This is a genomic window from Tianweitania aestuarii (assembly GCF_018457165.1).
In the GTDB taxonomy this organism is placed as follows: Bacteria; Pseudomonadota; Alphaproteobacteria; order Rhizobiales; family Rhizobiaceae; genus Tianweitania; species Tianweitania aestuarii.
In genome coordinates this window covers 128,774-152,487 of the sequence record NZ_JAFMNX010000001.1, presented here as the reverse complement: position 1 = coordinate 152,487, position 23,714 = coordinate 128,774, and the positions used below count along the sequence as shown (strand labels likewise).

At 61.4% G+C, this 23,714-nt stretch carries 20 protein-coding genes and 1 pseudogene; 7 read left to right on the top strand and 14 right to left on the bottom strand.

The features are described 5' to 3' along the window. Window positions 1–103: 103 nt before the first annotated feature. Entirely contained in the window at window positions 104–517 is a 414-nt protein-coding gene (locus JYU29_RS00755; protein WP_213982886.1) for a helix-turn-helix domain-containing protein, read from the bottom strand. A 108-nt stretch (window positions 518–625) separates the two neighbouring features. Further along, window positions 626–2,206, bottom strand: coding sequence for an apolipoprotein N-acyltransferase (gene lnt, locus JYU29_RS00750; protein WP_213982885.1), 1,581 nt, complete (start codon window positions 2,204–2,206; stop codon window positions 626–628). Window positions 2,207–2,335: 129 nt separating this feature from the next. Here lnt and JYU29_RS00745 point away from each other — a divergent pair, with 129 nt between their 5' ends. Then, window positions 2,336–3,064: a class I SAM-dependent methyltransferase gene (locus tag JYU29_RS00745; RefSeq protein ID WP_213982884.1), complete on the top strand. Its 729-nt coding sequence runs from the start codon at window positions 2,336–2,338 to the stop codon at window positions 3,062–3,064. A 21-nt stretch (window positions 3,065–3,085) separates the two neighbouring features. Here JYU29_RS00745 and JYU29_RS00740 read toward each other — a convergent pair whose 3' ends face one another. The 11 genes from JYU29_RS00740 to JYU29_RS00690 form a co-directional block, all read right to left on the bottom strand. Further along, window positions 3,086–4,147: a transporter associated domain-containing protein gene (locus JYU29_RS00740; protein ID WP_213984178.1), complete on the bottom strand. Its 1,062-nt coding sequence runs from the start codon at window positions 4,145–4,147 to the stop codon at window positions 3,086–3,088. Window positions 4,148–4,193: 46 nt separating this feature from the next. After that, entirely contained in the window at window positions 4,194–4,673 is a 480-nt protein-coding gene (gene ybeY, locus JYU29_RS00735) for an rRNA maturation RNase YbeY (protein WP_213982883.1), read from the bottom strand. Next, a complete protein-coding gene (locus JYU29_RS00730) occupies window positions 4,670–5,698 on the bottom strand; it encodes a PhoH family protein (RefSeq protein WP_213982882.1) in 1,029 nt (342 codons plus the stop codon). The genes ybeY and JYU29_RS00730 overlap by 4 nt, the downstream gene beginning before the upstream one ends. Window positions 5,699–5,748: 50 nt before the next feature. Then, window positions 5,749–7,152 carry a tRNA (N6-isopentenyl adenosine(37)-C2)-methylthiotransferase MiaB gene (gene miaB, locus JYU29_RS00725; RefSeq protein WP_213982881.1) on the bottom strand — a complete coding sequence of 468 codons (1,404 nt, stop codon included), beginning with the start codon at window positions 7,150–7,152 and terminating at the stop codon, window positions 5,749–5,751. 32 nt (window positions 7,153–7,184) lie between these two features. Then, window positions 7,185–7,991, bottom strand: a complete 807-nt coding sequence (gene olsA / locus JYU29_RS00720) for a lyso-ornithine lipid O-acyltransferase (protein WP_213982880.1) — start codon at window positions 7,989–7,991, stop codon at window positions 7,185–7,187. Next, window positions 7,988–8,488 (bottom strand): ribosomal protein S18-alanine N-acetyltransferase, encoded by a 501-nt coding sequence (gene rimI / locus JYU29_RS00715; protein WP_213982879.1) that lies wholly within the window; start codon window positions 8,486–8,488, stop codon window positions 7,988–7,990. Before rimI ends, olsA begins: the two co-directional genes overlap by 4 nt. Before the next feature lie 3 nt (window positions 8,489–8,491). Further along, window positions 8,492–9,160, bottom strand: coding sequence for a tRNA (adenosine(37)-N6)-threonylcarbamoyltransferase complex dimerization subunit type 1 TsaB (gene tsaB / locus JYU29_RS00710; RefSeq protein WP_213982878.1), 669 nt, complete (start codon window positions 9,158–9,160; stop codon window positions 8,492–8,494). An 11-nt stretch (window positions 9,161–9,171) separates the two neighbouring features. Next, complete coding sequence (locus JYU29_RS00705) at window positions 9,172–9,603, bottom strand: GlcG/HbpS family heme-binding protein (protein ID WP_213982877.1); 432 nt, start codon at window positions 9,601–9,603, stop codon at window positions 9,172–9,174. 20 nt (window positions 9,604–9,623) lie between these two features. Further along, complete coding sequence (locus JYU29_RS00700; RefSeq protein ID WP_213982876.1) at window positions 9,624–11,795, bottom strand: malate synthase G; 2,172 nt, start codon at window positions 11,793–11,795, stop codon at window positions 9,624–9,626. Window positions 11,796–11,864: 69 nt separating this feature from the next. Next, window positions 11,865–13,916 carry a hydantoinase/oxoprolinase N-terminal domain-containing protein gene (locus tag JYU29_RS00695; protein WP_213982875.1) on the bottom strand — a complete coding sequence of 684 codons (2,052 nt, stop codon included), beginning with the start codon at window positions 13,914–13,916 and terminating at the stop codon, window positions 11,865–11,867. 65 nt (window positions 13,917–13,981) lie between these two features. Beyond that, on the bottom strand, window positions 13,982–15,058 hold the full coding sequence (locus JYU29_RS00690; RefSeq protein ID WP_213982874.1) for a mechanosensitive ion channel family protein: 1,077 nt from the start codon (window positions 15,056–15,058) through the stop codon (window positions 13,982–13,984). Between the two features lie 831 nt (window positions 15,059–15,889). Between JYU29_RS00690 and JYU29_RS00685 the strand changes: the two are divergent. The 3 genes and pseudogenes from JYU29_RS00685 to JYU29_RS00675 all read left to right on the top strand — a co-directional run. After that, window positions 15,890–16,174, top strand: a pseudogene (locus JYU29_RS00685) (GIY-YIG nuclease family protein); the annotation flags it as partial. A gap of 600 nt (window positions 16,175–16,774) precedes the next feature. Beyond that, on the top strand, window positions 16,775–17,551 hold the full coding sequence (locus JYU29_RS00680) for a hypothetical protein (RefSeq protein WP_213982872.1): 777 nt from the start codon (window positions 16,775–16,777) through the stop codon (window positions 17,549–17,551). Between the two features lie 146 nt (window positions 17,552–17,697). Continuing rightward, window positions 17,698–18,522: a DUF3800 domain-containing protein gene (locus tag JYU29_RS00675; RefSeq protein ID WP_213982871.1), complete on the top strand. Its 825-nt coding sequence runs from the start codon at window positions 17,698–17,700 to the stop codon at window positions 18,520–18,522. Window positions 18,523–19,124: 602 nt separating this feature from the next. On the opposite strand, the gene lepA is transcribed toward JYU29_RS00675, so the two are convergent. Then, window positions 19,125–20,939 (bottom strand): translation elongation factor 4, encoded by a 1,815-nt coding sequence (gene lepA, locus JYU29_RS00670; RefSeq protein ID WP_213982870.1) that lies wholly within the window; start codon window positions 20,937–20,939, stop codon window positions 19,125–19,127. A gap of 86 nt (window positions 20,940–21,025) precedes the next feature. On the opposite strand from lepA, the gene JYU29_RS00665 reads away from it, so the two are divergent. The 3 genes from JYU29_RS00665 to JYU29_RS00655 all read left to right on the top strand — a co-directional run bounded on the left by JYU29_RS00665 (window position 21,026) and on the right by JYU29_RS00655 (window position 23,702). Further along, complete coding sequence (locus JYU29_RS00665; protein ID WP_213982869.1) at window positions 21,026–22,747, top strand: putative bifunctional diguanylate cyclase/phosphodiesterase; 1,722 nt, start codon at window positions 21,026–21,028, stop codon at window positions 22,745–22,747. Beyond that, a complete protein-coding gene (locus JYU29_RS00660) occupies window positions 22,744–23,184 on the top strand; it encodes a BLUF domain-containing protein (protein ID WP_213982868.1) in 441 nt (146 codons plus the stop codon). The genes JYU29_RS00665 and JYU29_RS00660 overlap by 4 nt, the downstream gene beginning before the upstream one ends. An 89-nt stretch (window positions 23,185–23,273) precedes the next feature. Beyond that, window positions 23,274–23,702, top strand: coding sequence for a DUF2141 domain-containing protein (locus JYU29_RS00655; RefSeq protein WP_213982867.1), 429 nt, complete (start codon window positions 23,274–23,276; stop codon window positions 23,700–23,702). Window positions 23,703–23,714 lie beyond the last annotated feature (12 nt).

Sequence of the window (23,714 nt, the reverse complement as noted above, 5' to 3'; positions counted from 1 at the left end):
CGGCCACGAGCCGGGTCGCGCGCGAGTGTTACCGAAGGGTCAGGTCTGGCGTCAAGACGTGCTCATTTGAAGAGGAAGAGCTGGCCTAACAGCTGTTCCAGCTTCACTCGCTGGTGTCGGCCAGGGTCTTGATGAGGTCGACGATCTTGCGGCGTACCTTGGGGTCCGAAATCTTCATGAAAGCGCGGGTGAGTTGCATGGTTTCGGTTGAACTCATGAAGTCGGGCACCAGCGGCTGAGCGGCGTCTTCACTGAACCCGGATGGCTGCTCACCGTCTTCGCGAGGGGCGTCCTGGAAAAAGAACTCGACCGGTACGTTCAGGATCGCGGAAATTGCCTGCAAACGGCTGGCACCGACACGGTTCGTGCCTTTTTCGTATTTCTGAATCTGCTGAAAGGTGATGCCAAGACGCTCCCCAAGCTTCTCCTGGCTCATGCCGATCATGTTGCGCCGCAGTCGCACGCGCGATCCGACATGCACGTCGATCGGATTCGGCCGCTTCTTGTTTTCCGTCATCGTCCCCTCACTGCCCCGCCGCAAGGATCATCCTGACATAGCCAGAACAATCTGTGGTCACCAAAATTCGGCGAAGCGGTTGCAATATCATTTGCTAATATAACCAAGTCAATGACGCGATCGCGCTCTGAAGTTCCCTGAGATGCCGCCGGCGGCGAGCATGGCAAGCACGATCCACCCCGCCCAAACAGGATCCCACAAGCGAAGGATCGTGCCTTTGCCTGTAGGCACCGCTACGTCAAGTGTGCCGACGCCATTTATGGCATAAGCATCAACAATACGGCCAAAACCGTCCACGACACCCGATATTCCGCTGTTTGCAGCACGAACGAGCGGCAAACCGGTTTCCACCGCCCGCAACTGCGCTTGACGGAAATGCTGGCGCGGTCCAGGGGTGTCGCCGAACCAGGCATCGTTGGTCAGGTTGATCAGGATATCCTTGCCGGCGGCATCCTTGCGCACGACCTCGTCGAAGATGATCTCATAGCAGATAAAGGCAACGGCGCTTAAGCCACCGGGCAGTTTGATGCCGGGACGACTTTGTGCGGACGAGAAATCCTCCGGTAAAACCACGATCTTGCTGATGCCGAAGCGATGCAGGAGGCCGGAAAACGGGAGGTACTCGCCAAACGGTACGAGATGCACCTTGTCGATCGCATCCACGATCTGCCCAGCATCATCAATCGACAGCATGGAATTGTAGTAGCGCGTGGCACCACCGGGCGAGGCTTCCGAACGCACCGCGCCGGCAAGCAGCGTCTGACCGTCGGCCAGAAGATCGCCGAGCGTCGACAAGGCGTCCGGGCGATCGTTCAAGATGAAGGGCACGGCGGTTTCCGGCCAGATGATGACCGATGGCGGCGCCTTGCCTTCGGCCGGCGCTGCAGCCGACATTTCCAGATAAGTGCCGAAGATGCGGTCGCGCGCTTCGCGATCCCATTTCTCGTTTTGCAGGATCGACGGCTGCACGAGGCGGACGGGAAGCGTGTTCGATCCGAGATCGGCCTGAGAAAGCCGGAACAAACCAAACCCGACATGGGCGGCGATCAGGATGGCGGCCAAAGCGAAACCGAGCCGGCGGCCGCGGCGCGAGAGAACAAGCGCCGGCATGGCGAAGACGAACACGGTAAGCGCGTTCATGCCCACAATCGACATCAACACGGACGACTGCATGAGGGTCGGCACGGGCATGGCCGCATAGCCGATCGCGTTCCAGGGAAAGCCGGTGAACAGATGACCGCGCAGCCATTCGGCCAAAGCGAAGGCAAAGGCCAGCATCGCGATGCGGCCGATGGATTCGCTCCAGAACAGCCGGGCCAGAACGGCGGCCAGACCGTAGTAGATCGCGAGCACCGCAGGCAACGCCACCACGGCCAGCGGCAGCGCCCAGGCGAAACTGTCGGCTTCCACCAGAAGCGCATTGCCGATCCACCAAAGACCGGCAACGAAATACCCAAAGCCGAACCACCAGCCGACGCCAAAAGACAGACGCAGTTGCGCCAAACGGCCGCTGCCGGCTTCGCTTGTCGCGCCATCGAGCAGCCAAATGAGGATCGGGAATGACACAAAGCCTACGGCGAAGAAGTCGTAGGGCGCTTGCGCCAGAACGAGCAGCGCTCCGGCCAAAAAAGCCAGCGCGGCGCGACGCCAGCCCCAGGCCAAGACGATCCGGCTCCCAAGGCGGTCCATAAGCGCGTCCGATGCTAGAGAATCATCGCACAAGCTGTATCAGGCGCTGCCCAACGCGCCAAACCGGTATACATTGCGCGCAATCCGATTATTGAAGCCCGCTTGGAAAACGAGGATCGGAGGCAAGCAATGACCGCGCCATCATCAAACGGCTGGGATCATTCGGCTAACGGATGGATCGCCGCACAAGGCAGCGAAGGCGATTTCGGTCGGCGCTATGTTCTGGATGCGCCGATGATCGAACGCGTACGAAGACAGCCATTCCGAACAGCCTTGGACGTGGGATGCGGTGAAGGCCGGTTCTGCCGGATCATGCGCGATCTGGGTTTGCAGACCATTGGCATCGACCCGACCGAAGCTCTAATCGATCGCGCACGCGAACTGGATCCCGATGGCGATTACAGGCTGGGTGCGGCCGAGACGCTGGACCTCGATCCTGAAAGCTTTGATCTCGTCGTGAGCTATCTTTCCCTGATCGACATAGACGATCTAGGTCTTGCCCTGCAGCGCATGACAGCATGCTTGAAGCCGGGCGGAACGCTTTTGATCGCCAACCTGAACAGCTTCGCCACCGCCGCCGGCGCGAAGGCCTGGATCCGGGACAGCGAAGGACAGGAACGTTTCGCGCTCGAGAACTATCTGGAAGAGCGGGCGGTGTGGCTTGAATGGCAGGATATCCGTATCCGCAACTGGCACCGGCCAATGATGACCTACATGCAGTGTTTGCTCGAAAACGGCCTGCAGCTTCGGCATTTCGACGAGCCGGCGCCGCATGGCGGCGGTGATCCGGCAAGGGTCAGCCGCCAAAGCCGCGTGCCATTTTTCCACATCATGGAATGGCAAAAGCCGGAGCAGTGAAGCCTGCTCCGGGAAGCGAGGTCAGGCAGAGCCCGACATCCCCTCATGGCTGGCGCCATCGACAGGCTTTTCGTCTCGCACCAGGCGAACCTTGCGGACGCGGCGCGGATCGGCTTCGAGAATATGCATTTCGAAGCCAGGCATGACGCGAATGACCTCGCCGCGTAGCGGAACTCGGCCGAGAGCGGAGAAGATCAAGCCGCTCAGCGTATCGACGTCTTCGCCGAACTCGCCGGCTTCGAAACCTGGGATGGCTTCCGCGACATCCTCGATGTCGGCGCGCGCATTGACGACGAAAATGCCCTCATCGGTTTGCGTGACGGTTTTTTCCTCGTCGTCATGCTCGTCCTCGATGTCGCCGACGATCATCTCGACGATGTCTTCGAGTGAGACGAGACCGTCCGTACCGCCATATTCGTCGATCACGAGCGCCATCTGCGTGTGAGACGCCTGCATGCGCGCCATCAATTCGGACGCCTGCATCGAAGGCGGGACGAACAGCACGGTGCGGATCAGTTCGAGATCACCGATCGTCCGGTTCAGATCGACATTGCCGAGGTGCGAGGCTTCCACCGTTTTGGACGGCGTTGGAGCGCCAGGCTCGACAGTCGTTGCCTGAGCGGAGCGCGTGATATGGTTGAGCACATCGCGGATGTGGACCATGCCGCGCGGGTCATCCAGAGACTCCGAATAAACCGGCATACGGGAATGGCCGCTTTCCTGGAAGGCGCGTAAGAGATCGCCGAGCGTGATCGAAATATCGACACCGTCGATATCGGCACGCGGGATCATCACATCCTCAACGCGGACTTCGCGCAAACCCAGCACGTTATTGAGCATCGCGCGCTCAACCGGCGTGAAGGCAGCCTCCGCTTCATCGGGACTTGCGTCCGCCAGCGCATCGGCGAGGTTTTCGCGCAGCGTAGCGCTGCCGTTCTTCGGTCTGAAGAAACCGACCATGCGGTCGAACAATGGTAGCCGGAGACTTTGCGTCTCGGTGTGACTACTCGGCCCGTCTTCCTTTTGATCGGGCAACTCGCTGGACGGCTCGTGGCCTGCAGCGACACTCTCTTTATCGTTCATCATCCTCCGGCTTCAGCCGGTCCGTGTTGATCGCGGGGTTATTTCCCTATCGGTAGGGATCGGGAATGGCAAGACTTCTCAGTATTTCTCGTTCCAAACCTTCCATTTCCTCCGCTTCTTCCTCGGTTTCATGGTCGAAGCCAAGAAGATGCAAAAGGCCATGAACGGTGAGATGCGTCAGATGGTGGTCGAACGGCTTGTTTTCCTCTTCCGCTTCACGAACCACCGTTTCCCGCGCGATCACGATATCGCCCAGCATGGGCGGCAGGGGATCACCAGGCTCCACCGGAAAAGCTGGGAAAGACAGGACGTTGGTCGGCTTATCCTTGGCCCGCCATTCCCGGTTCAGCTCCTGAATGGAAGCATCATCGGTCAACAGAATCGAAAGCTCGCTAGTCCCCTCCGTCACGTCCAACCGCTCGAAGGTGGCTGCGATGGCGCGATCCGTCAGCGCCTGGAGAGCGGTTTCGTCGCCCCAGTCGCCTGCCTCGATCTCAAGGCCGACCGCAATCTCAGGCTTGCTCAAACCGCAGGACCGCCGCTGCCGGCGCGGTCATAGGCGCGCACGATCTCGGCCACCAGCGGGTGACGCACGACGTCCTTGTCCTCGAAGCGGACCTTGACGATGTTGGGCACGTTGTCGAGAACACGCAGCGCTTCAACCAGGCCAGACTTGGTGTGCGGCGGAAGGTCGATCTGGCTGGGATCGCCGGTGACGATCATGCGGCTGTTTTCGCCCAAACGCGTCAGAAACATCTTCATCTGCATCTGCGTCGTGTTCTGGGCTTCATCCAGGATCACGGCGGAATGCGCCAGCGTGCGGCCGCGCATGAAGGCCAGAGGCGCGATCTCGATCACCTCCGCAGCAATCGCGCGCTCGACCTTGTCGGCCGGCATCATGTCGTAAAGCGCGTCGTAAAGCGGGCGCAAGTAAGGATCGACCTTTTCCTTCATGTCGCCGGGCAGGAAGCCGAGGCGCTCGCCCGCTTCAACGGCCGGACGCGACAGGATGATGCGCTCCACCAGCCCGCGCTCCAACAGCATCGCGGCATGGGCTACGGCAAGGTAGGTCTTGCCGGTACCGGCCGGGCCGATGCCGAAAACCAGCTCCGAGCGTTCCAGCGCGCGCATATAGGCGTCCTGGTTGGCGGAACGGGCATAGATCGTGCGCTTGCGGGTAGAAATCTGCGCGGCGGACATGCGGCCTTTCTTTTCAAGCGTCGGCAGGCTCAGCTGATCGTCGGCTGCAACCGCCATGCGGATCGCGCCATCGACATCGGACTGGCCGACATGTGCGCCCTTTTGCAGCATGTCATAAAGATGATCGAGCGTGCGGCGAGCTTGTTCGGCAGCCGTCGGTTCGCCCTGGATCGAAACCTGATTGCCCTTCGAGCGCAGATCCACGCCGAGCTTCTGCTCGATGCGCGCCAGGTTTTCGTCGAACTGACCGTAAAGCGCGCTCGCAAAACGGTTGTTGTCGAAAGTGAGTACGAGATGCGCCTTATCGGAAGCGCCAGCCGGGCTCGTCGTGACGTCTGCCTTTGCGGTCAACCGCGTCTCCTTGTTCAAGGCCGTGACTTCGATGCCAACGCGCCTGAAGCTTAGATAGGGTCGGCGAACAGGCTGTTGTAGCCCGTGCCCGTTACCCGAACATCGATAATGTCGCCGATTCGGCCCGCACTTTCATCAACAATTGTGGGCTGAAGCCATGGCGAGCGGCCGACGATCTGTCCGGCCTGGCGGCCCGGCTTCTCGATCAGCACGGAAATCGTCTTGCCAACAAGGCTGTTGACGAACTTCGCCTGCTCTTCGTTGAGTGCGGCCTGAAGGCGCGACAAGCGCTCAGTCTTGACCGCTTCATCCACATGATCCTTCATCGACGCGCCGGGTGTGCCTGGGCGCGGCGAGTATTTGAAGGAAAACGCCAGCGCATAACCAACTTCGCGCACCAGCTTGAGCGTATCGGCGAAGTCTTCTTCCGTTTCACCTGGGAAGCCGACGATGAAGTCTCCCGACAAGGCGATGTCAGGACGGGCCTGCTTGATGCGGTCCATCAGGCGGAGATAGTCGTCAGCCGTGTGGCGGCGGTTCATGGCCTTGAGGATCCGGTCGGAACCCGACTGCACCGGCAGATGCAGATAAGGCATGAGCTGCGGCAGATCGCGATGGGCGGCGATCAGTGCGTCATCCATGTCGCGCGGATGGCTGGTCGTGTAGCGCAAACGGGCAATGCCGGGAACTTCGGCCAAACGGAACAGCAGCTGGCCGAGCCCCCAGTCGCGTCCGTCCGGTCCTTCGCCGTGCCAGCCGTTCACGTTCTGGCCGAGCAAGGTCAGCTCGCGCACGCCGGCCTGCGCCAGCTGCTCGGCTTCCGCCACGATCTGAGCCACCGAGCGCGAGGTTTCGGAGCCGCGGGTGTATGGCACCACGCAGAAGGTGCAGAACTTGTCGCACCCCTCCTGAACGGTGAGAAAAGCAGCTACGCCACGCGCCTGCACAATCTTGCGCTCAGGTGCGGGCAGATGCTCGAACTTGTCTTCCACCGCATAGTCGGTTTCGACGACCTTTCCGCCGTTGCGCACGCGCTTCAGCGCTTCGGGCAGGCGGTGATAGGTTTGCGGGCCGATCACGAGATCGACGGCCGGTGCGCGGCGGATGATCTCCTGGCCTTCGGCCTGGGCGACACATCCGGCAACGCCGATCACCATGTCGCGGCCTTGTGCCCGACGCTCCGCCTTCAGGTCCCGGATACGGCCGAGCTCGGAATAAACCTTTTCGGCAGCGCGTTCGCGGATATGGCAAGTGTTGAGAAGCACCAGGTCGGCGTCTTCAACGACATCGGTGCCGACATAGCCGTCCGCCGCCAGCGCATCGCTCATGCGCTGGGAGTCATAGACGTTCATCTGGCAGCCATAGGTTTTCACAAACACCTTCTTCGGCGTCGTGAGCGGCTCTGCATCAAGGGCAGTGATCGGGGCGGTGGCGATCGGGGAGATCTGGTTCATGAGCGCGCTTTTAGAGGGTTTCAGCCGCCGTCTCAACCACGCGATGATGGCGCGGGCGCGGCAAGGGCAGCGGCAAACATGGCCCGCACCCGCGCTTCGACGTCACGGCTCGCCTGCTTGCGGTCGGTGGAGGCGGTAAAGACTACCGGCTCGCCCCAATGCACTTCAACGGTGACCGGCGGAAGGCTTAGGAGGCGCTTGAGGTGCGGCAGAAGATCTTCATCGCCGGTCCAGGCCACAAGCGCGCGTAAACGGCGCCCCATCGGCAAGCCGCCAAGGCGTGTGTAGGCGATCGCGACGGGCTGGATCAGGACTTCGGCGGCACCCGCTTCCGCGATCGCCGACCGCGCTGCGCCGAACAGGGTAGTCTTGAACGGGAGCAGGCTTGTGCCGTCCGACGTGGTGCCTTCGGCAAACAGCAGCGTGGCGCGGCCATTGGCGAGGCTGCTGGCCAATTCGCTAACCTGAGTGCCGGAAGAGCGCTTGTTCTGCCGGTCAACGAGGATCGTGCTCTGCAGCCTTGCCAGCGCACCCACCACCGGCCATCCACCGACCTCGCCCTTGGCGATGAAGGAGCCCTTGAACACGGAGCCCAGCACGATCACGTCGGTCCAAGAAATGTGGTTGGCGGCGATCAGCAGGGGACGACCGGTTTCCACTTTGCCGAAGCTGAGAATGCGCAAGCGCAGGATACGAGCGGCGATGCGATACCAGAGGCGGGGTGCAGCGGTTTGTTCGACCCAGCCGGTCCAGTGCGCGAAGGCCTGATAAGGCGCGAGAACGAGCGTCAGAAGGAACACAACTGTGATCGTCCAGATGAAACGGAGTTTGGCGCTCAAGCGGGTTTTGCTCGCCGAAGTTCGCGGCGCATCACGATGGCGTCGCTGCGATGACGCCCTTCATGCTCGTAGTAGCCGGGACGCCGCGCCACCTCGTTGAAGCCGAGGCGCTTGTAAAGGGCGATGGCGGCGGCGTTGGTTTCGTCGACTTCGAGGAAGAGCTCTTCCGCACGTTCGCCATGCAGCTTGCGAAGAACCGCATCCATGAGACCGCGTCCAAGCCCCTGCCCGCGATGCGAGCGTGCCACGGCTACCGTCAGGATTTCGCCTTCGTCTGCCGCGAGGCGAGCAAGAACGAAACCGAGGAGGCCGATGCGCGGGTTGCCGATCTCGCGAGCGGTGAAGCCGAAGACGGTGTCTTGCGTTAAAAGCGACTCGAATTCTTCCGTAGACCAAGGCCGCCCGAAGCCTTCGGCATGCAACTCAGCGATCGCGCCGCAATCCTGTTCTTCCAGTTCAAGGATCGCATGATCGCGGCGCATGAAGGGGAACCTCATGGCTCAATCGCGCGCGGGCAGAATGAAGCTCGCCTGCGGCTTGGCGTCCGCGCCGCGCAGATAAAGCGGCTTCGGCTTTTCCGAACCGTCCGGTTTGGCGGCAGCGAGGCGAGCATAGGTCTCGATGCTGGCCGTCGCCCTTTCGGCGACGATGCTGTGGCCGGGCATGCGCGCGGCGATGGTCGCAGCACCGGAGCCGGTCAGGAGGAAATCGCCTTCTCCTGTTCGAGCGAGCGTTGCACCCGCATCAAGAACAGCGGGTTCAGCCAGGGGTACCCCTGCCTGGTCATAAAGCGCGGAATAAAGCTGCTCACGCCGGGCATCGATGACCGCCAGGACGGAGCGGCCGGGATGGAGCGCCAGGGCTTCCGCCGCCAGCGCTTCCAGCGTCGTGACGCCAACGGCCGGGATGTTCAGCGCCAACGCCAGACCGCGTGCGGTGGAGACACCGACGCGGACACCGGTGAAGGAGCCCGGCCCGATCACGACACCGATGCGGCTCAAGTCCGAATAGGTCTTGCCGGCTTGGCGCAGCACGTCTTGGATCATGCTCATCAGCAGCTCGGCATGGCCGGTACCGATATCCTGCGTGACGCTTGCGAGCGCACCATCGCCCTCCCACACGCAGGCGGCGCAGAGGTTGGCTGAGGTGTCGATCGCAAGCAGTGTCATCAGGACGACCGTTAGCCCTTGTCGGCAGTAAGGCCGGCGGCTTCGATGCCCGCTGCGGCAGCGGTTTCGTCGTTGTCCGAGGTGTCGCCGGAAATGCCAACGGCACCCAGGATCGCGCCCGCCTCATTGCGGATCAGCACGCCACCCGGCACGGGCACGATTTTACCGCCAGACATGGCCGACAGCGCCTGGACGAAATGCGGACGCTCGCCAGCCGTGGTGTTCAGCCAGCGCGAGCCGGCGCCGACGGCCAGCGCGCCATAGGCTTTGCCGGATGCGATCTCGAAGCGCAGCATCGACGAACCGTCCTGCTTCTGAAACGCCTTGAGGTGGCCGCCTGCATCGAGCACGGCGACCGAAAGCGGCTTGAGCTTGAGCTCAGCGCCCTTGGTCAGGGCGGCCTCGATGATGGTGTTGGCCTGTGCCAGTGTCAGTTCAGTCATGGATCTTCCCGTTCTTTTCGTCACGCAGTCCGCTGCGCTTTCAGTTCAAGCCGACGGCGATGCAGAACCGGCTCGGTGTAGCCATTCGGCTGTTCAGTACCCTTGAACACGAGATCGCAGGCAGCCTGGAAGGCGATCGATGCGTCAAAATTCTTGGCCATCGGCTGGTAAAGCGGATCGCCGGCATTCTGGCGGTCGACCACTTCGGCCATGCGCTTCAGCGTTTCGGTGACCTGTTCCTCGCTCACCACCTTGTGACGCAGCCAGTTGGCCATGTGCTGTGAGGAAATACGGCAGGTCGCGCGGTCCTCCATCAGGCCGATATCGTTGATATCCGGCACCTTGGAACAGCCGACGCCCTGATCCACCCAGCGCACGACGTAGCCGAGAATGCCTTGAGCGTTGTTGTCGAGCTCCTTCTGGATGTCTTCCGGCGTCCAGTTCGGGCGCGTCGCGACAGGCACCGACAGGATGTCTTCCAGTTTGGCGCGCTCGCGCGTCTTCAGATCACGCTGTACCGAGCGTACATCGACCGTGTGGTAATGCGTAGCATGGAGCGTCGCGGCCGTGGGCGACGGTACCCAGGCGGTGTTGGCGCCGGATTTTGGATGACCGATCTTCTGTTCCAGCATGGCGGCCATCAGGTCGGGCATCGCCCACATGCCCTTGCCGATCTGGGCATGGCCGGCGAGGCCGCAAGACAGACCGACATCGACATTCCAGTTCTCATAGGCTTGGATCCAGGCGGACTGCTTCATGTCGCCCTTGCGGATCATCGGGCCGGCTTCCATCGAGGTGTGCATCTCGTCGCCGGTGCGATCGAGAAAACCAGTGTTGATGAAGACGACGCGATCCTTGGCCGCGCGAATGCATTCCTTGAGGTTGATCGTGGTGCGCCGCTCCTCGTCCATGATGCCCATCTTGATCGTGTTGGGCTCGAGGCCAAGCAGGTCCTCAACGCGGTCGAAGATCTCAACCGCAAAGGTCACTTCTTCGGGCCCGTGCATCTTCGGCTTCACGACATAGATCGAGCCTTCCGGCGAGTTCCAGCGCTTGCCGTCCGGACCGATGTCGTGCAGCGCGATCATTGCGGTCATGACCGCATCCATGATGCCTTCCGGCACTTCCGAGCCGTCCTCCAGGAGAATGGCCGGATTGGTCATGAGGTGCCCGACATTGCGCACAAGCATCAGCGAACGGCGGCGTACCGCTAGCGTGCCGCCATCCGGCGCGATGAAGTCTTCGTCAGGGTTGAGCTTGCGCGTAAAGGTCTTGCCACCCTTGGTGACCTCTTCGGCGAGATGACCGTTCATGAGGCCGAGCCAGTTGCGGTAAACCGTGATCTTGTCCTCGGCATCCACTGCCGCAACAGAATCCTCGCAGTCCATGATGGTGGTTAGCGCAGATTCCAGATGGACATCGGAAATGCCAGCCTTGTCGGAACCGCCGATCTCGGTCGTCGGGTCGACCAGGATCTCGATATGCAAACCGTTTCTCGCGAGCAGAATACGCTCGGGGTGATCGGACTTGCCGAGATAGCCGACGAATTGACCGGGATCTTCGAGGCCGGCAGGCTGCATGTCGGTGCCAACCGTCAGCACGCCATCGGCAATCGTCAACTTGGTCGCGTCATTCCAGGACACGGCTTCGAGCGGCGCAGCGCGATCCAGGAAATCGCGGACCCAGTTGATGACCTTTTCGCCGCGCTTGGGGTTGTAGCCCCGGCCCTTCTCGGCGCCGTCGTCTTCGGAAATCGCATCCGTGCCGTAGAGCGCGTCATAGAGCGAACCCCAACGCGCATTGGCGGCGTTCAGCGCATAACGCGCATTCATGACTGGCACGACAAGCTGCGGACCCGCGACGCTGGCGATCTCGGGATCGACGTTTTCGGTCGTAACCGTGAAGTCTTCACCTTCGGGCAGGAGATAGCCGATCTCGCGCAGAAAGGCCTGGTAGGCGTCCATGTCGGATGGCGCACCATTGTCGCGGTGCCACTGGTCGATCTTTGACTGCAGCTCATCGCGCTTGGCGAGTAGTGTGCGGTTTTTGGGCGCGAGATTCGCAACAATGCCGGCAAAGCCCGTCCAGAACGCGTCTTCGGCAACGCCGGTGCCTGGGAGCGCTTCATCACGGACGAAGGCGGCGAAAGCTGCATCCACTTGCAGTCCATGCAGGTCCACACGATCACCCATCAGCATCACTCCTTCTTCCGTTTCCGCGCTTTGACCATCTTCGCCGAAGCCGGTCAATTCATCCTAGCTTCAAACCGCAACCCGTGGACGGCCGGTTGCTGTGGCCGTGATGATTGCTTCGATAAACGTGCGCTGATCTTCAACCGTCGCAGCCGTAACGGCATGTTCTATCGTGATCTGCGGATCGTCAGCGCCGGCGTCCCGCGCCTTTTCGGCGGCAGCTGTTCGGGCATGGTCTTCCGCCGCCGCCATGGCCGGTGCTTCCGCATTATAGTCTGCCTGACGTTCGCCGAGGCTGGCGCGAAACAGGCCTTCCTTCGGCTGGCTGACACGAACCTCCACCGAGACCCGCACCTGCCCGACCACGGCACCAAGCGCATTGGCGACATCGGTATCTTCAGGCACGGCGCAGGTCTGGTTGAGCAGGTCTGGAAGGCTCGCATAATGCAGCGGAGCGGAGGCGCCGAGGCCGATCACAGGACGATCTACGGCAAGGCTCATGCCGGCAATGCCGCTGCGCTTGTTCAGGGCGTTCTGCACGAGCGGATGCGCGACGGTGGCAGGACCGTCCAGACCGTCTTCGGCGAAGGCTGTTTCAAGGATCACTTCGGCGGAGCGGCGCGTGAGTGCCGTCAGCACACGGCTTGAGATCGTTTCGGCATCCGGCGCGATCGGTTGACCGCGACCATCCTTGCGGCGGGCGAAGAGCCTCGCACCGAGATCAGCAGCGTCACGGTTCCAGTTGGATTGTCGTTTGAGCACATGGGCGGCATCGGAGGGGGTGAAGCCGGCTATGTGGATGAGTCCTCGCCCGACCAGGCGATTGAGTGTGGCGACCTGCGCGGTGGAGGTAAGCAGGCGATCAAGCGGCTGAGGGCTGGCGGTGATCGCGTCGTAGAGCTTGGCTTCGGGCGCGGTGAGACCGGCAGCGAGGTGTTCGGGGACGCCCGTGCGCAGTGCAAAGCGCCCATCGAGGCGGCCGGGGTTGGGTGTGCGGAGCTGACGTTCCAGCGCGTCATGAACCATCTTGCCATGGGCTTGGCCAAGGAGCGCGAGCGGAACGAGCCGGCGGGGGCCGAGGCGGATGGCGGGAAGAAGACCGCCGTCTTCCAGCGCCACTTCCGAGTCACCGCCGAGGCCGAAGGTGCGCATGGCCACCGCTTCAACCATGGTGCGGAAGCCGCCGACGGTGGCGCCCTCCGGGTCGAGGCGCGGACGTCCCTTGTCGAGCACGGCGACATCCGTGGTGGTGCCGCCAATGTCCGACACCAGCGCATTGTCGAGGCCGGTCATATGGCGGGCACCGACCAGGCTGGCAGCAGGGCCCGACAGGATGGTCTCGATCGGGCGCTGCCTGGCAAAGGAAGCGGACACCAGCGCGCCATCGCCGCGCACCACCATGAGCGGGGCTTGAATGCCCTGCCCATCCAGCCAGCTTTCCGTTGCCGCAACAAGGCGGTCGATCATGGCGATCAGGCGAGCATTGAGCAGCGTCGTGAGGGCGCGACGGGGACCGCCGAGTTTGGAGGTCAATTCATGGCTCGTCGTGACCGGAAGGCCGGTGCGTTCCCGGATGCGATCGCGCACAGCCAACTCGTGGGCGGGATTGCGGGTGGCGAAATAGGCGCAGACGGCCACGCCCGAAACGGTTTGGGCCAGATCCGGTAGTGCGTCTTCCAATGCGCTCGTGTCGAGCGGGGTGGGGTTGCCGTGGACATCGTGGCCGCCGGGGAGAAAGAGGACGGGATCGGAGCCGAGTGCGGTCTTCAGGCCGTCGCGCTCGAGATCTGCTTGTCCGAAGCCGACCATCACGAGCGCAACGCGGCCACCCTGGCCTTCAACGAGGGCGTTGGTGGCGAGTGTGGTGGACATCGACACGAGCTTGACGTCACCCGGTGCGACGCCTGCTTGCTGCAAGACCCGGCCTGCCGCGCCCGCTATGCCTTCGCTAAGATCATGGCGGGTGGTGAGCGACTTGGCCTTGGCGATCACCGTGCCCTTGTCGCTGCCCGATGGCGTCCAGAGCACGGCGTCGGTGTAGGTGCCGCCGGTGTCTATGCCCAGGAAAAGCGGCCCTTGGAAAAGCGATCCAGGCTGCGGGGCGGGAGCGGATGCGGGCATGGCGGGAACCGGATGAGGTGGGCTGGCCATCTCGTCTAGTCTATCGCCGCGCCGGCTCCAAGGGGTCAGCCTTGCGCTTGTTTTTCCTCGCGCAGCAGGCGCACCGGGCGCGGCGCATCTGCATCCTGCTTTTTCGGCCAGCCTTCGCGCTGTTTGCCGCGGATGCCGTCGTTCTCGTCGGTCTGGTCGTGCACGAGCATGACCTGCGTGTCGAAGGGCATGTCGATGCCGGCGGCGTCGAGGGCTTTCTTGATGGCTTCGAGAACCTGCGCCTTCACATGCACCACGTCGGTGCGCACGGAGTTGGTCCACCAGCGCACGCGCAGGTTCACCGTGGAGGCCGCAAGGTCCCATACGAGCGCTTCGGGCGCCGGATTGGCTTCCACGCCCTCGATGCCGTTGACCGCCTTCAGGATCGCGGCGCGGGCGTCGTCGATGCTGTCGCCGTAACCGATGCCGACATCGTAATCGGAGCGGCGGGTTTCATGGGCGGTGTTGACCACCACGGCGTTGGAATACACGTCGGCATTGGGGATGATCGCCGAGCGGCCGTCATAGGTCTTGATGATGGTGGCGCGGGTTTCGATGCGCTGCACGGTGCCTTCATAGTCCTTGACGACGATCTGGTCGCCGGGGCGGAAGGGCTGGCGGATGAGAAGCAGCAGGCCAGCCAGCCAGTTCTGCAGGATGTCCTTGAAGGCAAAGCCGATCGCCACCGAACCGATGCCGAGACCGGCCACGAGATCGCCCGGGCGCAGCGAGGGGATGACGATGGTGAGCGCGATCAGCGTGCCGGCGGCGATCACTATCCAGCGCAGGAACGAGCCGAGCACCTCGCCGAGATTGTCGCGATCATGGGTCTTGGCCCAGCCGCGAAAGGAGCGGCGCACCAGCCAGCCGGCCAGCACGAACACGACCAGCACGACAAGCGCCACCGCGATGTTGGGCAAAAGGCGCTGAAAGCCGATCACCCAGGTTTCCACCTTGCCGAGAATAAAGGCCGGATCGAGGTTCACCGCCTGTGACACGGTTTCGGGCGCATCCGGCGGCACGGTGGCGCCACCTTGGGGCGCGGCCTGCTGCATTGTTTGCACGGCAGCGGGGGCGGCTTGCTGCATCAGGGCGTAAACGGAAACCGGCATGAAACGCGCTTATCCTCCAGCGGAACCAGACACCCGTTCGTGCCGCGACCGGCCGTTTTCGGGGAATGAACTGAACGCGAGGATCAGCCGGCAAGTTCCTCCGCTCTGCTAGCAGGCCGGCGGCCCTTGGTGCTGGCGCCCTTCATGCGGCGAGCCGCGCTGAAGGCTCGCGCCGACCAGCCGCTTGCGCCTTGCTTGCGAACACGGGTTCTCGACTTCCCGCGCTGGTTTGCTTGGGAAGCGGACGCGAAACCCCGCGCCTTGATGATTTTAGATACGGCGCGGGTGTTTCGCGTCCGTCGGTGCTTTCACCCCGATGCCGGTGGGCGGGCTCGGTGCAGACTAGTCGCCACCTCACCGAGTGCTCCCGCACTGACCAGCACAGGGTCCGGGTTTGGGGCGGGACTGATTACCCTCCAAGCCAGGCTACCGTAGCCCAACCAACCCGGACACCGCCGCCCTCCCCTGATCCCCGGTGCGCACCAGAGTTCCCGTGAGGGCGATGGGTGGAGGATAGATGGGGTGGGTGGGGGCGTGGATAGATTTTTGTGTCCGCCCTTTGCTGTGGCAGCAACATCAGAGGTTTAGCGGCTCCCTCTCCGCTTCGTCATCCTCGGGCTTGACCCGAGGATCCATGCCAGACCAGCCACCACAGCGCGCCCCGCTCATTCGTCCCGCCGCGCGCCGGCCAGCGTTCAGGCATGGATCCTCGGGTCTACGCCTGCGCTTGCGCTCCGGCTTCGCCCAAGGATGACGAAAAACGGGGAAGGCTGCGGTTCAGGGATGACGCTGCACGCTTGCTCGCGCACTCGAACCGGTTAACGTTGCGGCATGACCGGCTATACCTACATGACCGCCAGCCAGAAGAACGGCACGATCTATATCGGCGTCACCGGCGACCTCGCGCGCCGCATTCCCGAACATAAGGCGCGGCAGGGCAAAGGCTTCACCGCTCGCTACGGCGTGGTGCGGATGGTCTGGTACGAGGAATTCTTCGACATCCACGACGCCATCCAGCGGGAGAAAACGCTCAAGCACTGGCCGCGCCAGTGGAAGATCGACCTGATCGAGAAGACCAATCCGGACTGGAACGAGTTGTTTGTTGGGACGGGGTGGTGGGGATATCGTGAACGAAGCCGACGCGGCTGTTGCCTTTGCCTCCAACCTTCCATGCACGATCACCATCGTGGCAGCCGCCGCCGCGATATAACTTCCGTTACAGCATCGCGCTGCAATGGGCATTGATGAAGGCGCTCGTTCCGTCTTGGCGCCCATGGGTGCCAAGGGCAAGCGCCTGACGTACCGCAGACCTGTTACGATCTAAGGAAGATCACTACCGCAGACCCGTCCAACTGAAATTGCCCTATGGCGATATGAAGAGGGGATTCACAAACGAAAGCGGCGGTGATACAAGATCACCGCCGCCGTCTTCCTGTGTGGCCCACGATTGAGGCTCTATAACCATGCCCGGTTATGGAGCCTTTTTCATTTATCCCGCGCCGTGTCCGTGAGCGTGACACAGGCTAGGGAGACTCTCCTGATCATCAGACTGTCCTTCTGTCGATTCGCTCGACTTGTAACAAATGGACCCGAATCGGGCAGAGGTCAACACCTGATCGCACGGTTATTCGCATCTTAGTTTCCTTGTAATCGCTTCCTTGTTGATCATCAGGGCGATTACCTTTATATCAGCGGCGATTAATGAGGATAATCGCCATGGCAGAAGCAAAAATGCGCAGCCCCCGCTACCCGACTATAGGGCTGCGCGAGGCTTTGGATAAAGTGCGCTTTGTCTATGACGCCGACCACCGAAACAAGATTCCTAAAGCGCTCGTGGCTCAACACATGGGTTATAATGGCCTGAACGGGAAGTCGTTAGGGGTTATTTCAGCCGTGTCCAAATACGGTTTACTGGACGGCGGACGCGACTCGATGTGGGTCACTGAACGGGCCCAGGATATTCTGGTCCGAGAACTTGGCGACCCCGAACGTGTTCGTGCCATTCGCGAAGCTGCCTCTGGTCCGGAAATCTATCAGGAGATTACAGACACTTTCCCCGGCGGGGCAAGCGACGCTGCTATTCGCGCTCATTTGGTAACTAAGCGCGACTTTTTGCGTGAAGCTGCGGAACGCCTAATCCAATCGTATCGGGAAACAATGGAGGTTGTAGCGCAGGAATCAACGGCCTATGACTCCCCTCCCGCACGAGAGGACCTTGTTACCATGGAGCCAGTTAGCCAAGGGAAGGCGTTACAACTTTCGCCACCAGCGCATGCTCATCATCAGGTCGACCGTTCCTACAACGTCCTGACTATCGATAATGGGGAACGTGAGTTGATTACAGGGCTGCTATCAAAAGGCTCTAGCTTCCGCTTGATCGTAAGCGGAAAAATTGGCGTTAAGGAAGTCGAACGCCTAATCAAAAAGCTGGAGTTGGATAAGGAGATTTTGGCCGATGCTGACGAAGATGACGAAGACGGGGCTTTCGGATGAGAGGCCCCAGATCGACAAATTTCGCGAGGCCGCCCTCGAGCTAGACGGACAACGGCGAAGAGACGTTTAACGCGAAGCTATGGAAGATCGCTAGCCCAAGGCCATCCAATCAAGTAGATGAGGATGACAGCCATAAGAAGTAATGTATGCCAAATACCCTCAACCTCTACTTGGACGACTCAGGCACGCGCCATCCGACTCAAGAAGTAGGCAAGAAAGCAGCCCACAACTACGATTGGTTTGCGCTTGGTGGAATTATCGTACGAGAATGCGACGAGGAAGCCGCTCGCGGCTTGCATAGCGATTTCTTGGGGCGGTGGCCTCAGATCACCAACCCATTGCATTCCTCTGAAATCCGTTCTCAGAATGAGGGATTTTTTTGGCTTCGTGATCTTGAGGCGGAGGAACGGAACCGCTTCTACGAAGAACCGTATCAATTAATGCGTGCCGCGCCCGTAACGGGTATAGCGTGTGTGATTGATCGCCCCGGGTACAATGCCCGGTATCTCGCTCTTTATGAGCAGCAACCCTGGCTTCTTTGCAAAACCGCTTTCAGCGTAGTGGTTGAAAGATCAGCAAAACGCGCTCGGGACTTGGGTGCTAAGCTGCGCGTCCGACCTGAACGATGCAATAAGCCCGAAGATGCAAATTTGAAGGCTTATTATGATGCCCTAAAAACCGAGGGAATGCCTTTCGGGAAGGATGCATCTGGGCCTTACGCGCCGCTATCCGGCGCCGATTTCCGAGATCTTCTTTACGAGTTCGATCTAAAGCGAAAAACTTCCCCTCTATCACAGCTGGCAGATTTGTTTTTGTGGCCAATCTGCATGGGTGGGTATCACAAAAGCAACCGCCCCTATCGCCGTCTAATGGAGGATGGGAAACTTATCGAGTGCCATCTTGGAAGCGCTGATTGGCCGACCTTAGCAACCAAATACAGCTGCTTCGAGGGCGTCGAAGTGAAGCCCTAAGACTCAAAAAGCCTCATGCGTTTCCACAAGAGGCTTTTTAGCGACCGCTCAGGCGATCTCGTGGGCCAGGCCCGCTTATACAACTATCGTGCTTTGCTTTTGTTCGCAAGATTTTTGTCTAAAAAACTTGACATCCTGACAAAATTGCAAGCCGGATGTAGTGCATCTGAGTCCTCCTGCTTCAATATATAGAGGTTCATCTTTCGCTGCCGCTGACTGCTTGCTCCGCAATAAAGAAGGGCGGCACTGCTGCCGCCCTCACACTTAACCGCGCTCGCGGTGGATGGTAATTAGGGACGCTATGATCCCTAGGACGCTGGCAGCGATGCTAAGCACCCCTGCAATCGTCACCATATCCATGGCAATCTCCACAGATACGGACCTGAGCAACCGTGCCGTTTACTCGGTTACTCGCTTGTTTGATTCGGTTCGTTTTAAAATCTTAATGGCTGCAGGTCCTCAAACCGGCAAGACTACACTACCTATACGTTTGGGTTTGTCAAATATACGATCGCCAAGCTATAGCTCAATGGGGCAACACTCAGGGCATGGAACCTCGGGTCGAGCCCGAGGATGACGAAGAAGAAGACTACGCGCTCCTTCTAACTATCGCCCATCTTAAGCGCCTGAATAAACGCTTCCTGCGGGATTTCGACCTTGCCGAACTGCCGCATGCGCTTCTTGCCTTCTTTCTGCTTCTCGAGCAGCTTGCGCTTCCGGGTGACGTCGCCGCCGTAGCATTTGGCGGTGACGTCCTTGCGCAGCGCCGAGATGGTTTCGCGCGCGATGATGCGGCCGCCGATGGCGGCCTGGATCGGGATCTTGAACATGTGCTGCGGGATCAGGTCCTTCAGCTTTTCGCACAGGACGCGGCCGCGCTTTTCGGCGGCTGTGCGGTGCACCAGCATCGACAGGGCGTCCACTGGCTCGTCGTTGACCAGGATCGACATCTTCACGAGGTCGCCTTCGCGGTAATCGGTCAGGTGGTAGTCGAAGGAGGCATAGCCCTTCGAGATCGACTTCAGCCGGTCATAGAAATCGAACACGACTTCATTGAGCGGCAGGTCGTAAACCAGCATGGCGCGCTTGCCGACATAAGACAGGTCGGCCTGGATGCCGCGGCGGTCCTGGCAAAGCTTCAGGATGCCGCCGAGATAATCGTCGGGCGTGAGGATCGTCGCGCGGATCCACGGCTCCTCGATCGCCGCGATCTTCATGACGTCGGGCATGTCGGCGGGGTTGTGCAGCTCCTGCACGCCGCCATCGGCCATCACCAGCCGGTACACCACGGACGGGGCGGTTGCGATGAGGTCGAGGTTGAACTCGCGCTCCAGCCGCTCCTGGATGATTTCCAGATGCAGAAGGCCGAGGAAGCCGCAGCGGAAGCCGAAGCCGAGGGCTGCCGAGGTTTCCATTTCGAACGAGAAGGACGCGTCGTTCAAGCGCAGCTTGCCCATGGCCGAGCGCAGATCCTCGAAGTCGGCGGCGTCCACGGGAAACAAGCCGCAGAACACGACCGGTTGGGCGGGCTTGAAGCCGGCAAGGGCGGCTTCGGTCGGGCGCTTGTCTTCGGTGATCGTATCGCCGACGCGGGTGTCGGCCACTTCCTTGATGGACGCCGTGATGAAGCCGAACTCGCCGGGACCGATCTGATCGGCCTGGATCATCTTGGGCGTAAAGAAGCCGGTGCGCTCCACGGGGTATTTCGCGCCAGTGCCCATCATGCGGATGGTCTGGCCCTTTTTCAGCACGCCGTCGATCACGCGCACGAGCACGATAACGCCGAGATAGGCGTCGTACCAGGAATCCACCAGCATGGCCTTGAGCGGCTTGGTGGCGTCGCCTTCGCGCGGCGGCGGAAGCTGTTGGACGATCGCTTCCAGCACATCGGGCACGCCGAGGCCGGTTTTTGCCGAGATCATCACGGCTTGGGAAGCGTCGATGCCGATGACTTCCTCGACCTGCTCCTTGATGCGCTCGGGCTCGGCTGCGGGCAGATCGACCTTGTTGAGCACAACCACGATCTCGTGATTGGCGTCGATCGCCTGATACACGTTGGCGAGCGTCTGGGCTTCCACGCCCTGGCTCGCATCCACCACGAGCAGCGAACCTTCGCAGGCGCGCAGCGAGCGCGAGACTTCATAGGCGAAATCGACGTGGCCGGGCGTGTCGATGAGGTTCAGCGTGTAGGTTTCACCGTTCTTGGCGGTATAGGCCAGGCGCACGGTCTGCGCCTTGATGGTGATGCCGCGCTCCTTCTCGATATCCATATTATCGAGAACCTGCTCCTTGCCCTCCATCTCGCGGGCGTCCAAACCGCCGCAAAGCTGAATGAGCCGGTCGGCCAGCGTCGACTTGCCGTGGTCGATATGGGCGACGATGGAGAAGTTGCGGATATGCGAAAGGGGCGTGTTCATGGTGCGCCGCGTATAAAGGCAAGTGCTGCTTTCGCAAAGCGATTTAGCGTGATTGACGCGCGCGTTTTACTGATCCTTTTCCTTTGATGGGCAAAGACTTCGCGCAGCCACCGCATTTCACCCCCAAGGACAGACCGCTGAGCGCGCATCCCCTGCCCCTTTCCGAACCCGCACAAGCCGCGTCCGCTGAGCCCGAGGCCTATCTCGCAGCCCTCGTGGAACTCGCCACGCCCGTGCTTCTGGCGGATGCGGGCGGGCGCGTCTCGTTTGTCAACCGGGCGGCAACGGCTTTGCTCGGCTGTACGGCGGCCCCCGCGATCGCGCTCGATGCGCTGTTTGCGTCCTGCGGGGTGGGCGGGCGCATCGCGCTGCCCGATGGATCGGCGCCGCAGCGCTTCGCGCAGCTGAAGCTGTCGGACGGGCGCGCGGTGAATGTGGAAGCGCGGCTTTTGCCCGATGGCGGCGCTGCCCTCACGTTGACCGATGTGAGCGCCTTCGTGCGCGAAGCCGAACGGGCGCGTCGCGATCCGCTGACGGGTTTGGTGAACCGCGTGACGCTGCATGCCACGCTCGGCCGTCTGCTGCAGGCCGGCAAGCCGCTGACCTTGATGGCGCTCGACCTCGACCGCTTCAAATCCGTCAACGACACGCTTGGCCACCCGATCGGCGATACGCTGTTGCGCAAGGTGGCGGAGCGGCTGGGAACGGTAGCGGAAGACGGCGATGTGGTGGCGCGGCTCGGCGGCGACGAATTCACTATCCTGAAGCCCGGTTCCTTTACCCGCGAGCAAATCGAGATCATCGCCAAGCGCATCGTCGATCTCGTCGGCCGGACCTATGCGCTGGAAGGGCACATGATCCATATCGGCGCCAGCGTCGGGATCACCCAGGCGCCCCATGACGGGTCGGACAACGATGTTCTGATGAAGAACGCGGATCTGGCGCTGTACCGCTCCAAGGCCGAAGGACGCGGCCGTTACCGCTTCTTCGAGCAGAAAATGGACGAGCAGATGCAGGCGCGGCGCGCCATCGAGCTCGATCTGCGCCAGGCCCTCGCCCTGCAGGAGTTCGAACTGGCTTATCAGCCGCAGGTCGATCTCGCCACGCAGGAAGTGGTGGGGTTCGAAGCGCTGCTTCGCTGGCGTCATGCGACGCGCGGGCTGGTGTCGCCACTCGAATTCATCCCGGTGGCGGAAGAAACCGGGCTGATCGGCGCGATCGGCGAATGGGTTCTGCGCACCGCCTGCCGCGATGCCGTGCAATGGCCCGAAGCGATCACGGTCGGCGTCAACCTGTCGCCGCTGCAGTTCCGCAACCCGTCGCTGGCGCAAACGGTGATGTCGGCGCTGGCGTCTTCGGGCCTTGCGGCAGAGCGGCTGGAACTGGAAATCACCGAAAACGCGCTGCTTGAAGACACCGATACGGTGCTTGTCCTGTTGAAGCAGCTGCGTGATCTCGGCGTGCGCGTCTCTATGGACGACTTCGGGACCGGCTATTCATCGCTGGCCTATCTCCAGAAATTCCCGTTCGACCGCTTGAAGATCGACCAGAGTTTCGTGCGTGGCATGGGGGCCAATCCGGAAGCGAGCGCGATCGTGCGCGCGGTGGCAGCGCTTGGCGCGAGCCTCGGCATCAAGACCACGGCGGAAGGCGTGGAAACCGAGGAACAGCTGGCTGCGATCCGCAACGAAGGCTGCACCCATGTGCAGGGTTATTTCACGGGCCGGCCGATGGCGCTGGCCGATGCCAGAGCTTTGCTTGTGCAACCAAGAAAGGTTGCCGCGATTGTCGAGGAACACGGTTTATGAGCGCAGCCGCCCCCTTTCAGCGTCTTGTTTATTACAGCCGCAACGAGGTTGATGGCGACGCGGATGCGCTTGACGCGGCGATCGACGAGATCCTGTCGCTCAGCCAGCGCAACAACGCGCAGGCCGACGTAACCGGTGCGCTCCTGTTCAACACCGGATGCTTCGGCCAGGTGCTGGAAGGACCGCGCCGCGCCGTGGAAGCCACGTTCGAGCGCATCCAGCGCGATCCCCGCCATTCCGACGTGACGCTGCTTGCATTCGAAACCACGGACGCCCGCGCCTTTCCCAACTGGTCGATGGCTTATGTCGGCGCCAAGCCGGCGCAGGCCGTGCGCTACAACGAGATCGCGGCAAGTAGTGGCTTCGATCCCTCGCGCATGACCGCCAATCGTCTTCTCGAAACGCTGCACGGTCTGGCGATGGAGAAGGAAGCCTAGGCGCTTTCTGTCAGCACCTGTCGCTTGCGAAGAGCGGCTGAAGCGGGCAGCTTCGGTTGATCCGACGGTTTGCTCGAAAGTTCTGTTCTATGACACGATCCGCCCTGTTTCTGGGTCTTGCCCTGCTTTTCCCCTTCAGCGCCGCCCAAGCCGGCGACCTCGTTGTCGAGGTCAGCGGGCTGCGCAACGCGAAGGGCAGCCTGGCGCTTTGCGTGACGGCCGACCCCAAGGGCTTTCCCGGCTGCAAAAAAGGCGACACGCAGCGCGTGGTGCCGGCCGCCAAGGCGCGCCAGCCGATCACCTTCAAGAACCTTCCCGCCGGCACCTATGCGCTGGCCGTGATCCACGACGAAAACAACAACGGCAAGCTTGACCAGAATTTAGTGGGAATCCCAAAGGAAGGCATTGCGGTTTCGAACAATGCCGTGCCGAAGTTTTCCGCGCCGAAGTTCAAGGCGGCGGGGTTTACCGTGGGCAAGCAGCGTGTGACGCAAACGGTGCGGATGGCTTATTGGTGAGTTAAACGAATG